Raw genomic sequence first — 15,130 nt, forward strand, 5'->3', positions numbered from 1 at the left:
AGGGTATTCGAATTGGCTCAGCCAATTTTTTTATGGTTACCGTTATACCTTTCTGAACATAACGTTTCATCTTTGATGATGAATTACTCTCTTTAGTTTTTATATTTATCTGTCATTTAACTAAAGCTTTTAAGCCAGGGTTTCACCTGGCTTTTTTTTGCCCAAAATCGGGTGACCCCAGCCTGGTAGATTTTGACGAGACTTTTTGACTAAGCTTGACGCAGTAGATTTAAAAACTCGAAACCGTAGCGGCTGAGTTTAGTTTCACCCACCCCGCTAATTTTCAGGAGTTCATGGTCACTTTTCGGCAGGGCGACCGCCATTTCCAGCAAGGTGGCATCACCAAACACCTGATAGGCGGGTTTGTCCTCACTGTCGGCAATCTCTTTGCGTAAGGCCCTCAAATTCTCAAACACAGATTGCTGAGATTCGGTCAGACCTTCTCTTGCAGTCGCCCGACCCTGACTGGCAGATTTTGTCGATTTAATTCGTGGTTTTGCCAGCTGCAGTTCGACCTTACCTTTCAGCACATCACCAGACGATGCGGTCAACTTCAATACAGAATAGTTGCGAATATCCTGCATCAAATAGCCACGGTGAATCAGTTGACGGAAAATACTTTGCCACTCGGCAACCGAAAATTCCTTGCCGATGCCATAGGTGCTGAGCTGTTGATGCCCAGATTGGCGAATGCGTTCATTGTCCGCCCCTCTCAACACTTCAATCACATAGCTCATGCCAAAGCCCTGTTGTAATCGGTACACACAAGACAAGGCTTTTTGCGCGACGACCTTACCGTCAAACAACACAGGCGGGTTCAAACACACATCACAATTACCACAGGCATGATGCATGGGGTCGCCAAAATAATTCAGCAGAACACTACGACGGCAGGTCTGGGCTTCAGCAAACTCAACCATGCTGGCGAGCTTGAAACTTTCTATCCGTTTTTGATCCTCATTGCCGACCTGTTCGATAAAATGCCGAGCCGTCACCACATCCTGCGAACCGTAAAGCAACAAGGCTTCAGACGCCAGTCCATCACGCCCGGCGCGTCCGGTTTCCTGATAATAGCCTTCGATGTTTTTTGGCAAATCGTAATGCACCACAAAGCGGACATTGGGCTTATCGATCCCCATGCCGAATGCCACCGTCGCCACCACAATGCTTACTTCATCTCGCATAAACTGTTGATGCACTTTGTGGCGTATTTCAGCTGGTAGCCCCGCATGGTAAGCCTGTGCGCGATAGCCTTTTTGTTGTAATTGCAACGCCACTTCTTCCACCCGCTTGCGGCTTAAACAATAGACCACGCCACTTTCTTCCGCTGCGTTTCGCTGGTCTAAAAAATCGGCCAGTTGTTTAAATGGCTGTCGTTTTTCCAATACGGTATAGCGAATATTCGGGCGGTCAAATCCGCTGACATGCACCCTTGGCGACTGCAACGACAAACGCTGCACAATATCCTCACGGGTGGCGGCATCTGCCGTCGCGGTCAAGGCAATAAAAGGCACCTGGGCAAACAGGTGACGCAACTGACCGATACGACTGTATTCCGGCCTAAAATCATGCCCCCATTGTGAAATACAATGCGCTTCATCAATGGCAAACAGACTGATCGGCAAGCTCTGCAACTGTTGAACAAAATCCTGATTCAACAATCTTTCGGGCGCGACATACAATAAATCCAATTGCCCGGTATGCAACTGCATCAACACTTGGTTGGCTTCTTCCAGACCGAGAGTTGAGTTGTAATAAGCCGCTTGCACACCATTCGCCTTCAAAGCGCTGACTTGATCTTGCATCAGTGAAATCAATGGCGACACCACGATTGCCGTGCCTTCGCGCAACAAGGCTGGAATCTGATAACACAAGGATTTTCCGCCCCCGGTCGGCATCAACACAAAGCAATCAGCACCCTGCATCACATCCTCAATTACTTCGATTTGATGCGAACGAAATTCGGTATAACCAAAGGTCGATTGCAGACAATCTAATGCCTGTTGCTGACAAAAAACAGAATGGGACTCAAGTGACATAGTGCGGGGGAAAACCTAGATTTTTATTCGAGAAGGCAACAGGATTATTGCTTTGTTTATCGGCAGTATTATACCCGTTACAAGACTATTTATCGGCATCATTGCCAAACAAAACCGAACATTAAGTGGGCGCCGAGCAAACCTCAACACCTACTTAAAAGGGGCAATCTTTGCTTTACCCCAGCCTGGCAGATTTTAATTATTTTTTAACGTCGAAATTCTGCAGTGCCGCTTCTAGCTTACGCGTTGAGCGAAGTGGTGAACCGCTACGTTTAGCCAATAAGGCATAAGCAATAGGGATAACAAACAGACTCAACAGCGTGGAGAAGGTCACACCCCAAAAGAGCACTTCACCGAGAATCTGGCGGGATTCAGCACCTGCACCACTTGATAGAATCAACGGCACCGTCCCCGCTACAGTGGTGATGGAGGTCATGATAATTGGGCGAAAACGCAACTGGGTTGCCGTTACCAATGCGGTATAGAGAGACAATCCTTTATCACGCAATTGGTTGGTGAACTCGACAATCAAAATCCCGTTTTTGGTCGCCAATCCAAGTAACATCACCATCGCGATTTCACTATAGATATTGAACGTCAGCCCATACATTTTCATGGCAAACACGCCACCGGCCAAGGCAAGCGGTACGGTGAGCATAATGACCAAGGGTTGGATAAAGCTTTCAAATTGTGCAGACAGAACAAGGAAAATCACCACCAAACCAAACAGGAAGACAAACACCATCGAGCTGGTGGATGACTGGAAATCTTTTGATTGCCCTTTGTAGTCGATTGTGGCGTCTTCCGGTAGTGTTTTGCGCGTGAGCTTATTGAGATAATCCAATGCTTGCCCAAGTGAATAACCATCATCCAGTTTTGCCGACAGCGTGATGGATTTGATTCGGTTGTAGCGGTACAAACTGGAAGCAACCCCTTCTACCTTGGCACTGACAAACATGGATAAGGGCACCATGCCATTAGTGGTTGATGAGCGTAGGTAGATTTGTTCCAAATCCTGCGGCGATTCAAACCACTTGGAATCCGCTTTGAGAATAATATCGTACTCTTCACCATTGTATTTGATGGTCGTGACGTTTTTACTACCAAGCAGGGTTTGTAGCGTTTCACTAATGTCTTGATAGGTGATGCCGAGCGCTTTGGCCTTGTCGTAATCTACCTTCAGACGAAGTTGTGGTTTATTGGGCTCAAAATCCCAATCCAAACTATTAAGCCCAGGATTGGTTTTAGCGATGGCCTCATCCATTTGGTCTTTCCATTTCGCCAACGCTGCATAACTTGGCCCACCAATAACAAATTGCACCGGCTTTTGAATACGCCCACCAATGGCAGAACGCATCACAGGAATCGCTTTTACCCCCGTTAGATCAGAAAGCTTTTGACGCACTTCTTTCATAATCGTAAAGGCGGACCGACGCTCCGACCAGTCGTTTAACACCACAATCACGAAACCGGAGTTGAAGATTTCGGAGTTGCTGAACGAACGCGGCGCACGCACCAATAATCGCTTGGCTTCGCCATTGTTCACCAACGGCATCAGACGTTTTTCGATTTCGGCCATATAACTTTGCATATAGTCGAAGGTCGCACCTTCAGGCCCCTTCACCATTACAAAGAAAACACCTCTATCTTCTTTTGGTGCATATTCTTTTGGCACCTGTTGACCAAAATACGCCATGCTTGCCGTCAACACTGCCAATATCGTCAACATCAGCCAAGGATAACGCAAATTTTTAATCAACAATTTTCGGAACCAAAATAATCGTTTATCCAGTTTTTTTGGTTTATCTGTTTGGTTTGCACTTGTTTTAGGTTTGCTGCCTTTCAACAACACCGAGGCCAAAGCGGGTGACAAGGTTAAAGCCACCCACATCGAAAACATCACCGCCACCGCGAGCGTGACGGCAAACTCGGAAAACAGCCGCCCGATATTCCCTTCCAAAAAGCCTATCGGCATAAAAACAGCGACCAATACCATTGTTGTTGCCAGTACCGCAAAGCCAACTTGCCTTGTGCCCAAGAAGGCTGCAGCAATCGGTTTATGCCCCATTTCAATATGACGCTGGGTGTTTTCCAAAACCACGATGGCATCATCCACCACCAGGCCGATCGCCAGAACCAATGCCAACAAAGTTAAAAGGTTGACGGAGAAACCAAGCATCCACAGCACCCAAAAGGTCGCCATAATCGACACAGGCAAGGTCACCATCGGTACCATCGCAGCACGGAAACTGCGCAAAAAAACCAGCATGACACCGACCACCAACGCCAAGGCAATGGCAAAAGTCTTGTACACCTCATCAATCGCTTCTTGTACAAACACCGAAGCATCATAGCTCGCGTGCAGCTTTAACCCTTTGGGCAAGGTTTTATTGACCAAATCTTTGCGATCCCGCGCCAGCTTAGCCACCGTCAGGGTATTGGCGGTGGATTGCTTCACAATGCCGATACCCACCATCGGAATCCCGTTACCGTTAAAAATACGACGACGCTCAACCGCCCCCATATAGACCTGGGCGATATCGCCTAAAGTGACCTGCCCGATTTGTTTGTCTTGTTTGACGATGAGATTCTTGAAATCCTGTACCGTTTGCATAGGTTTATCCACATGCAAACTGAGCTGAACCTGACTGCCTTGTAAAGAACCAATTGGCAACTCGACGTTGGCGGAGCGTAACTGATTCTCCACGTCTTGCGTGGTCAGACCGTAAACCGCCATTTTTTGCGGGTTTAGCCAAATGCGCAATGCCAGGGTTTGTCCGCCACCAACACGCACGTTTGCCACACCATCCAGCACGGAAAAGCGGTCTACGATATAACGCTCGGCATAGTCGGTGAGCTGCGGTACGGTCATGCGATCGCTGGCAAGGTTAAACCATAGAATCGGGCTGGCATCACTATCGGCTTTCTGCACTCTCGGTGGATCGGCCTGTTCTGGCAGTTTATTGATGACACGGGAAACCCTGTCGCGAATATCGTTGGCGGCATCGTCAGTATCCCGGTCGATGCTAAACTCGACTTTAATCGAAGAGCGCCCATCGGATGAGGTGGAGTCAATGGAATCAATCCCCGCGACCCCGGAAATCTGGTCTTCAATGAGCTTGGTTATGCGGTTATCGACCACTTCGGAAGACGCCCCGAGATAATCGGTGGTGATGGTGACAATCGGTGGATCGACATTCGGATATTCGCGCAAGCTCATGCGGTCAAACGACATCAAACCAAAAGCAAACAACAATAGAGAAACAACGGCAGCAAAAACCGGCCTTTTAACGGACGTATCGGAAAGCCACATATTATTTCACCACTGCGGTATCAGACGGTTTTTTGCCCGACTTCTTTTGAGATTCCAGCAATTCGGATTGTGGCTGATCGGTTTGCATCACCTTTATTTTGACCGCCTTGCCAGGACGTAAACTCATAATGCCTTGGCTAACAATCACATCGCCAGGGGTAATACCTTTTAGCACCTGCGTTTGTTTGAAACCACGCTCACCTGTTTGAATTTCAACTCTTTGCGTTTTGTAAGAGCCTTCCACTTTGCCAGGCTTTAAACGGTAAACATATTGGTGATCGCCTATCGCTAAAATAGCGCTAGAAGGAATACGTAATTGCTTTTGTGGCGGCAATAATAAGTGTGCTTCCACAAGCATATTGGTTTTCAAACGGCTATCTGTATTAGGCACTCTTGCTTGCACTTGAACCATACGTAAATTGGACTGCAAACGAGGAGCAATCGCAAAAATCGCTCCTTTAAAAATTCGATTCGGATAAGAAGCGGTGGTAAGTTGCACAGGTTGACCGACTTTCAAATCTTTTAGGTAACGACTCGGCAATAACAACTCCACCTTCATTTGACTGGTATCTTCCAAAGATACAATCGTGGCGCCTGCCGACACATACGCGCCAACACTGAATTGATGGAACCCCACTTGTCCTGCAAAAGGCGCATAAAGACGACGATCGGCAACTTGCGCTTCGATAACCTTACGCTTGGCAATCGCAGCTTTCCAATCACTATAATATTGGTCAACCATCGCTTTGGTGACGTTACCACGCCCTTCCACTTCTTTGACACGCTTATATTGTCGGTTGGCTTCTTCAGCCACTTCTTTTGCTTCTTCCAACAAAGCCAGTTGCTCTTGGGCATTCAATTCAACCAACAGCTGGCTCTTACGCACCATTTGACCATCTTTAAAGTGCAGTGCCTTCAACACTTCAGAAACGGAAGCAGCAATATTTACGGAATCCTTTGCCTTTAAGCTCCCCAAAGCGCGTAAACTTTGCTGTACAGGCTTAGAGCTTACTTTGTATGCAATGACATCAATTGCCTTGCCTGCTGCGACAACTTGAGTGCTCGTAGCAAAGACAGAGACCAAAAATAACCGTGAAAAAATACGTGCTAGTAGCGACATAAAAAAGAAGTTCCAAAGTCGAGTAAAACTAAATGAAAGAAATTAAATAGAAGAAAACAATTGTAGTCCGAACCCTTTTCTTTGCAAAGGAGTATCGTGCCAGAAACCTGACATTTTCATGAATCGGGCCTCTCTAACAACAAGTGATTTGACTCGGCAACACCCGATGTTTAGAATCATTACATAACACCCACTTTTTATGGGGAGACAACATCAAATGACATTAACCCTTTCACCTTTTTGCCGAAGCCACAAATCTGTGAAATCACTCGGCTTAATGCTCTTCTTTTTATTTTCTGTAACGACTCAAGCAGCTTTTGCAAATGACTCGTCAAAAGAAATTGATATACAAGCGTTGGTTCGCCATGTAGATAACCTTTGGCGCGGCACCACCTCTCACGCACATATGTCGATGATAGTAAAAACCCGCCATTATCAACGTACGCTCACTCTGGAAGCTTGGTCTCACGGAAAAGACAATTCACTGGTCGTCATTCAAGCACCTATAAAAGACCGAGGCATTGCCACTTTGAAGGTGGGTGAAAACATCTGGAACTACCTACCCAAAATCAACCGTGTCACCAAAATTCCACCGAGCATGATGTCAGGCTCTTGGATGGGAAGCCATTTTACCAATGATGACTTGGTAAAAGAAAACACTTTTGAAGCGGACTATAACGTCAGTTTGACTTTCTCCGGTGAACGCAACGGACAACAAATTTATGAAATCACCGCCATTCCAAAGCCTAACGCAGCCGTGGTTTGGGGCAAAGTGATTATGGATGTGATTCAGTCATCACTCACACCGACCCGTGCCGATTATTATGATGAAGACGGAAGCTTGATTCGTCGCATGACATTTGCAGACTTCAAACAAATAGACGGCAAAACCGTGCCGATGATTATGCGTTTGCAACCGGAAGACAAACCTAATGAGTCGACAACGCTTGAATACAAAGACATCGAATTTGATGTCCCTATTCCGAAAAGCTTCTTCTCTTTGCAGTCCCTTAAAAGACGCCACTAAAAAAGAGTTTTTCAAAGGTCACTATGGAAAAGTGTAATCGTTTTCACTTAATTGCCAAGGTAGAAAATTCATGAAAATTCTTTTTTTCATCGCTTGGCGCAATATCTGGCGTAACCCGCTGAGAAGCCTATTAACGATTTCCGCGCTCTCCGGTAGCTTGGTCATGCTGATTCTTTACTCAGCCTTTCTGCAAGGGATGTCAGATCAAATGGTGAGTTATGCTACCGACATTTCCACCGGAAAACTACAAATTCACCGTAAAGCCTACCTTGACGACCAAGACATCTATGCCACCCTTTCTTGGCAAACGCTTTCAAAACTAGAAAAACAAAATCCAGATCTTAAATTCACTCCTAGACTTTATTCCGCAGGGCTGGCGAGCTCCAAACAAAACTCGACAGGCGTCTTGATAGAAGCCGTTAGCCCAACACAAGAGAATCAAGTCACGCACCTACTTGAGCATTTGCGGACAGGCACTGCGAATTTAGGAATAGCACCGCTAACGTCAGACACTAATAAAGACGAAATTGCGCCGGAAGTTTACTCGGTCCTTGTTGGAACACAGCTGGCAAAAAACCTTAAGCTCACCATCGGTAGTGAATTGATTTTAATGACGCAAGCGGTGGATGGCAGTATTGGGAACGCCCTTTATCGTGTCTCGGGAATTTTGAGTCCATTTGATCCCAACTTTGATCGCATGGGCGTACTTATGTCCGTTCCCGCTTATCAAGATTTAATGGCATTGCAAAACGGCATACATGAAATCGCAATCAAAACACCGAGTGATGCAAATTTAACGGATGTGCAACAACGCCTACAACATCAGCTACAACAAATTTCAACACAGCAGCTGCAATCCGGCAAAACACTCAAAGACCTTGGCGGTAAACCTATTGTTGAAACCTGGAAACAAATCAATCCATCTGTCGCCAGCATGCTATCACTCAGCCATTCAATGCTATTGATTATTGGCGCAATCGTTATCAGCTTAGCGGCGCTGGGCATGATTAATACGCTCATGATGGCCATTCACGAACGTACTCATGAATTTGGTATTTTGCTCTCTATCGGCTTAAAACGCTGGGCACTATTGGCGATGGTGCTACTCGAATCTTTTTATTTGGCAATTTTATCCGCAGTAATCGGCGCGATCATTGGCGGCTTTTTGGCCTTGCACTTTGAACATCACGGTATTGATTTCAGCAGCCAATTACCTGACGGGTACGATTGGGCAGGAGTTGTATTTGAACCTGTAATGAAAGGTGCCATTTCAACTGAACAAATCATCCAAGCGGTCGTGTTGATGTTAATTTTAACGATCATCGCCTCTTTAATCCCAGCACTTCGTACCTTAAAGCTAAATACCGCGGAGGCGATACGATGAAACAAACATCTTATCACCCTACCCCAGCCTGGCAGATTTTAACGGCAACGCTAATCAGAATGGCATGGCGTAATCTTTGGCGTAATCGTAAACGTACCTTAATTACACTCAGCTCAATTGCCATTGGTTTTGCCTTAGCGGTACTGTTTATCGGCATGGGAGATGGTAGTCATAACTCGATGATTCGCAATGCGATTCAACTGGGTGAAGGGCATATCACCATACAACCCAAAAACTACCAGGCTGCCCCCAGCAACCACTTATTTCTGGCCGATGGCAAACGACTAGAACAAACCATCAAAACGCTACATATTCCCGGAAAAGTCATGCCGAGAATCACCATACAAACTCTTGCAAGTACAGCCAATAATGCGGTTGGCGCAGGATTATTGGGGATTGAAACAGATAGCAAAACAGCGCTTGATCCAATGGAAGAAAAGCTCAAGCCAACCCTTGTTTCTGGAGGCTGGCTCAAACCTAACGACAATCGAGGCGTGGTTATTGGTTCGGGCATGGCTCGCAAACTCAAAGCGAAAGTTGGCAATAAAATCGTGCTCATGGCGGGTAAAAAAGGCGGGGATTCACAGGCTTATCTGGCAAAAGTGCGTGGTATTTTCAATGCCCCCCTGGATGAAATGAACGACTTCTTTATTGTGAGTCACTTATCTTTTGCGCGCCAATTTTTATTGGGTGAAGGCGGAAAAGCCTCTCTTGAACCGGTTACCCGTTTCGCTATTTTCCTTAATAACTCCGACACACAAGACGACTGGAAACAGCAACTAAAAATCGCTGTTAATAAAGCTTTTCCAGTAGGCAGCAAAACCGACACTAAAACTGGCGAAGATACTGCAACACCTGTCGTTTTGGATTGGCAGGAAATGATGCCACAACTGATTCAATTCATTGCGCTGGACAATGCTGGCAACTATGTCTTTTTGGTGTTTATTTTAATCATGGTGGTGTTTGGTATTCTGAACACTGTCTTGATGAGTGTACTGGAACGCACACGTGAATTTGGGTTATTGCGCGCGCTTGGCATGAACCGCCGTCACCTGCTTTTTCTGGTGCTGTTTGAATCTTTGTTACTGAGTTTTCTTGCCATTATTGTCGGTTGGTTTTTGGGTGGACTCACACAGCTTTGGTTTAGCCATCACGGCATAGACTTCTCTGCCTTTATGGAAGGTGGTACCAGCTTGATGGGCACGATGATGGATCCAATCATTTATACCGAATTATCTTGGGATCGCGTTAAACAACTGACGATTATTGTATTTGTAACCACATTGATCACAGGCATTTACCCTGCGGTTAAAGCCGCTAAAGTAACGCCAATTGAAGCATTACGCACCTAGCAAAACGAATGACTTACAAAGAATATGGGAGAACAGCATGTCAGACAAAACAGGTGAGGTTATGACAGCCGACAAAAGCAGTGTCGATGCTGAATCGCCTCTACTGGCACTTAGCCATATCAACAAAATTTACCGACAAGGCGAACTTCAAGTTGATGCGCTGACCGATATAGAATTGACTATTAATAAAGGCGAATTTGCTGCTTTAGTTGGCCCATCAGGCTCAGGAAAAACGACTTTACTTAATATTATCGGTGGTTTGGACCGCCCATCACAAGGTTCGGTACACCTTAATGGCGTGGATATGACACAACTTTCAGAATCCGCTTTATCCGATTTTCGCCTTTACCAACTTGGCTTTATTTTTCAGGCTTACAACCTCGTACCTGTCTTAAGTGCTCTGGAAAATGTCGAGTTGATTATGGTACTGCAAGGCATTGATGAAAAAGAACGCAGAGAACGAGCTGAACATTATCTTGGTCTTGTTGGTTTGCAAGATGTACTAAATCGTCGCCCTGCCGCCCTGAGTGGTGGACAACAACAACGTGTGGCCGTTGCACGTGCTTTGGCAGCAAACCCAACATTGGTACTTGCAGATGAACCAACTGCGAACCTGGATTCAGAAAACGCGTTTGCGCTGCTCGACATTATGCATAAGCTTTCGCATGAAGAGAAAACTACCTTTTTGTTTTCCACACATGACCCTCGAGTTATGGAACGTGCCGAACGTATTATTCGTTTACGTGACGGTAAGATTGAGCATGATGGTAATCACAATTCCGGCCATAAAAACCCAACGATGTGATGAATATTCTCAATCATTTGACCCTACGCTTTATTCTACCGATACTCGCTTTTGGCTATGCTTCCGTAAGCTATGCAACCCCACAATTTACGGGTAGAGTTTCCGTATTAGGCGCTTTATCTCACGCAGATGCGGATCAAGTAAGTACCGGAAAAGACACTTATCTACATGCAAACCAACAAGGTTTACGTCTGATGTTAGATGACACTTCTGACCAAGACCAATGGTCTGTTCATTTACGCACAGTTCGCCAGTATTTAGAAAACTACCCCACAACGTCATTACACAGTTCCGATTTGTTTCGCGTGAAACCTTTATCAAATGGTTGGACAGACACCTCCACACACACACAAACCAAAATCGGTTATGTATTAGACCGTGCCGTCTACAGAACCCAATTACCCAAATTTTCACAGCTAATGAATGATGGCTCCGCCAGTGTTTCCATTGGTCGTCAACCGATTGACTGGGGAGCTGGGCGTTTTTGGCAACCGATGAACGTGTTTGGTGGTTTTGCCCCGACCGACCTAGATACCGAATTTAAACCCGGTATTGATGCGGCAACACTCGATATCTACCCAAGTGCTTTCTCTTCACTCACTGCGGCCTATGTGCTTTCCTCCGACAAACAGGCACTGTCAAAAGGCAAAAACAACCTGGCACTGCATTACCGCGCGCAGGTTGGTGATCAATCAGAGTTAAGTTTGCTTGCAGCAGATGTTTTGGACAATCGTATTTTAGGCGGTGCACTTGAAACCAGTTGGCAAGGCATCGGCTTGCGCTGGGAAGGCACGAGAACGCATGATAATACAATGGAAAAAGACTATAACTTTTGGGTAGCTGGACTAGATTATCAGTTCGATAACGGTACTTTGATTATGGCAGAAGTTTACGACAATGAACGAGGGGCTGAGAAAACCAGTGAGCTAAATACCGTGGCTGCACAACCTTGGTTTCGCTATGGGTTACAACCGCAACTCAGTCGTCATGTCGCAGGTGTGAGTATTCAAAAAGATGTAACACCACTTTGGCAAGTGCAATATCTGGCATTATCGAGTTGGCTAAAAGACAATAACAACCAGAACCGTTCATCCTGGCTTCATCAAATCAATGCCACCTATTCACTAAGCAACGAATCAAGCCTGTTACTTTCGGCTCTTTTCACTCAAGGCAAAGGATTGAACAGTAGCCAACAACTCCAGTCTGAGTTTGGTGCCGTTCCCGTCAGTGTCACTGCTAAGTTTGTGATGTACTTTTAAGACGCTCGCAAACTTCTTGTAGCGCAACCGGCCTTGCCAAAAAGTAGCCTTGAATAATATCGCAGCCTAATTCTCTAAGGGTTTGCAACTGAACTTCTTGCTCCACCCCTTCGGCAACAACTTTTTTGCCTAATGCTTTCGCCATGGATATGGTTGCCGCTACAATTGCATAATCATCTTCATTGGTATGCACATGCTCAACAAACTGCTTATCAATTTTGAGGTGCGTACTTTTAAACTGACGTAAAGATGCTAATGAAGAATAACCTGTTCCAAAGTCATCAACTGCAATAGTGCCTCCACTATCCTTAAACTCTTTCAACAAGACTTTCACCTCATCGGAAAGTTCTGCATAAGCTGTTTCAGTAATCTCAAACTCCAGGTCATCAAACTCTAGGCTTGAGTCCTGAATGGCTTGCCGTAACTCAATCAAATCCTCTACGTGATTGAGCTGCTTACCCGACAAGTTGATCGAAATACGACTTGTAAAACCAGCCTGGCGCAAAATAGGTAAATCTCGTTCTACTTCGCCTATTTCCCATAAACATAAATCTTGAATCAGGTTTCGGCTTTCCGCCACGGGAATAAAAACAGATGGCACATTATTGGGCCTAACATTTTCAGGTGCATGTGGCCAGCGAACCAGTGCTTCAGCACCAACAGGTTCCAATGTCATTGCATCAAATTGCAATTGATAGTGCAGTTCGAACTCATTATTTTGTATCGCATGGGTTAAGGAATTAAAGAGCACCATATCCTTATGCACTTTATCCAACATGGAAGGCTCATAGAATACATAAGCATTTCGACCCGAATTTTTCGCTTCATACAAGGCGGTATCAGCTTGAGAAATAATGGTATTACAAGACAATGTAGGATCACAAAATACAATACCGATGCTGGTTGATGTTTTTACATGATGCTCACCAATTTCAAAAGCTGAGTGAAAACTTTTAATAATCTTTTCAGCAACATTGGAGGCCTCAATACCCCCTGTTTCCTGATTCAACAAAATGGCAAACTCATCCCCTCCCATGCGAGCAAACACATCATTATCCCGCAAAATACGACGCACTCGATTCACCACTCTTAACAGCAATTGATCCCCTATTGGGTGTCCTAACGAATCATTAATTTCTTTAAAATGATCCAAATCTAAGTACAAAATAACGGCACGGTGAGTGCTATCTCGTTCCTTTGTCAGCTCTTCGGTCAGGCTATCCAAAAACATGCGACGATTCGGTAGGCCAGTCAGAGGATCGTGGTAAGACAAACGACTGATTCTTTCCTTTTGCTCGACAACTTGCGAAATATCACGAAAGGTAATGACCGAACCAATAATTTCACAATCCTTTTGAATTGGGGTGCTCCAGTATTCGACTGGAAATGATGAGCCATCTTTACGCCAGAGTACTTCATCCGTTACATGATAATCTGCACCGGTACGAATCGGCATCATCATTTTACATTCACTGACGGGAATCTCTCGTCCAGATGGGTAGGTATGATGTATGAGCTCTTGATTAACCTTGCCCACCAACTCTTCTTCTTGATATCCCAGCATTTTTAAAGCCGCAGGATTAACAAACGTCGTCACCCCTTTAAGATCGATGCCAAAAATCCCTTCATTAGCACTGTTTAACAGCAGGTTAGAAAACTCTTGTGCCTTGAAGTAATCGGTCATGTCCACAAAATAACCGTAAAGGGATTTTACCTCTCCATTTTTGTGATATTCAACCTGACTGTAATCATAAAAATCTCGGTAATGACCAGACTTGGTCTTGAGACGATAAGACTGTTCAAAACTATGATATTGGTCAAAAATACTTTCTTCCACTTCCGTTTTAACCCGATCATAGTCTTGAGGGTGGATTAATTTCTCGAAAGAGAAATCCGGGGATAAAACCTCTTCCTGTGTATAACCTAATACGTTTTCAACATTTTTCGATGCATAAACAATCGGCCAACCATCCACCGGCTTCCACTGCAAAATAACGGTTGGCCCGCCAGCAAAAAGGTTACGCTCTGCACGCAACGCCTGTTCAACCGCTTTCGAGTCTGAAATATCATCAATAACCCAAATCACGCCTTTTGATAGGTCAGCGGGCACATTATTATCGATGGCTTTTCCACTAAGACGCGCCCAGAAAAGTTCACCCGTGAATCTTCTAAACTGGTATTCAACATGTATTGATTTTTGTTGTGTTAGCGAATAAAAATAATGTTCACCAAACTCTTTATAGCTTTCTTCCGAAACATGGAAAGATTTAACCGACAAGCCAATAACGTCTTCTAAAGAAGATGCGCCCAGCATTGCCACCATTGTTTGATTACAACGTTCGATAATCCGATTTTCATCGACTTGGAAAATGCCTACTTGAGAGTTCTCAAAAATCGCTGTCACTTCCTGGCGCTGCCGCTCAAGTTGTTCTAAAGCAGCCATCCGCTTTTCAATAGAATGGAAGAAACCAATCACACAAGTCTTATTCTGCCAATTAACCATATTGGCAGTAATTTGCACGGGAATAATCTTGCCATCGCCGCGGACAATATGATTGTCTAACGTAATGACTTCTTTGTTTTCTAAAGCATTTAAATGCTGTTTGAAAGTATTTACATCGTCGGTATTCTTAGGGTGAAGAACCCCTTGGTGTTGCCCAATTAATTCACGACCTTTATAGCCAAAAAGCTTCAGCGCTTGCTGATTAACATAACAAATATGCCCTGTTTCAGGTTCAGCCGCAGCAATAGCAATCGGCATCTCGTCTAACACATCAAATCCGAGTTCCAAACCTTGTTTTAAAATCTTATTTAAAATATTCAAAGGGCGC

9 protein-coding genes are annotated in these 15,130 nt (G+C 45.0%); 5 read left to right on the forward strand and 4 right to left on the reverse strand.

The genetic code is table 11. The annotated features are described in order from the left end of the window. Window positions 1–209: 209 nt before the first annotated feature. From recQ to N745_RS0110175, 3 genes are all read right to left on the reverse strand, one after another. A complete protein-coding gene (recQ, locus tag N745_RS0110165) occupies window positions 210–2,039 on the reverse strand; it encodes a DNA helicase RecQ (protein WP_024852017.1) in 1,830 nt (609 codons plus the stop codon). A gap of 199 nt (window positions 2,040–2,238) precedes the next feature. Then, on the reverse strand, window positions 2,239–5,352 hold the full coding sequence (locus tag N745_RS0110170) for an efflux RND transporter permease subunit (RefSeq protein ID WP_024852018.1): 3,114 nt from the start codon (window positions 5,350–5,352) through the stop codon (window positions 2,239–2,241). 1 nt (window position 5,353) lies between these two features. Further along, entirely contained in the window at window positions 5,354–6,472 is a 1,119-nt protein-coding gene (locus N745_RS0110175; protein WP_024852019.1) for an efflux RND transporter periplasmic adaptor subunit, read from the reverse strand. A 217-nt stretch (window positions 6,473–6,689) separates the two neighbouring features. Here N745_RS0110175 and N745_RS0110180 point away from each other — a divergent pair, with 217 nt between their 5' ends. The 5 genes from N745_RS0110180 to N745_RS0110200 all read left to right on the forward strand — a co-directional run bounded on the left by N745_RS0110180 (window position 6,690) and on the right by N745_RS0110200 (window position 12,299). After that, window positions 6,690–7,499, forward strand: a complete 810-nt coding sequence (locus tag N745_RS0110180; RefSeq protein ID WP_024852020.1) for an outer membrane lipoprotein-sorting protein — start codon at window positions 6,690–6,692, stop codon at window positions 7,497–7,499. A gap of 70 nt (window positions 7,500–7,569) precedes the next feature. Next, complete coding sequence (locus N745_RS0110185) at window positions 7,570–8,883, forward strand: ABC transporter permease (protein WP_024852021.1); 1,314 nt, start codon at window positions 7,570–7,572, stop codon at window positions 8,881–8,883. Next, window positions 8,880–10,235: an ABC transporter permease gene (locus N745_RS0110190; RefSeq protein WP_024852022.1), complete on the forward strand. Its 1,356-nt coding sequence runs from the start codon at window positions 8,880–8,882 to the stop codon at window positions 10,233–10,235. The genes N745_RS0110185 and N745_RS0110190 overlap by 4 nt, the downstream gene beginning before the upstream one ends. 37 nt (window positions 10,236–10,272) lie before the next feature. Beyond that, the gene (locus N745_RS0110195; protein ID WP_024852023.1) at window positions 10,273–11,040 is read left to right on the forward strand and encodes an ABC transporter ATP-binding protein; all 768 of its coding nucleotides are present in this window, start codon (window positions 10,273–10,275) and stop codon (window positions 11,038–11,040) included. After that, window positions 11,040–12,299 carry a hypothetical protein gene (locus tag N745_RS0110200; RefSeq protein WP_024852024.1) on the forward strand — a complete coding sequence of 420 codons (1,260 nt, stop codon included), beginning with the start codon at window positions 11,040–11,042 and terminating at the stop codon, window positions 12,297–12,299. Before N745_RS0110195 ends, N745_RS0110200 begins: the two co-directional genes overlap by 1 nt. On the opposite strand, the gene N745_RS12375 is transcribed toward N745_RS0110200, so the two are convergent. Continuing rightward, complete coding sequence (locus N745_RS12375) at window positions 12,277–15,123, reverse strand: sensor domain-containing protein (protein ID WP_024852025.1); 2,847 nt, start codon at window positions 15,121–15,123, stop codon at window positions 12,277–12,279. The genes N745_RS0110200 and N745_RS12375 overlap by 23 nt on opposite strands. Window positions 15,124–15,130: the final 7 nt, after the last annotated feature.

This window comes from Hydrogenovibrio kuenenii DSM 12350 (assembly GCF_000526715.1).
Lineage (GTDB): Bacteria > Pseudomonadota > Gammaproteobacteria > Thiomicrospirales > Thiomicrospiraceae > Hydrogenovibrio > Hydrogenovibrio kuenenii.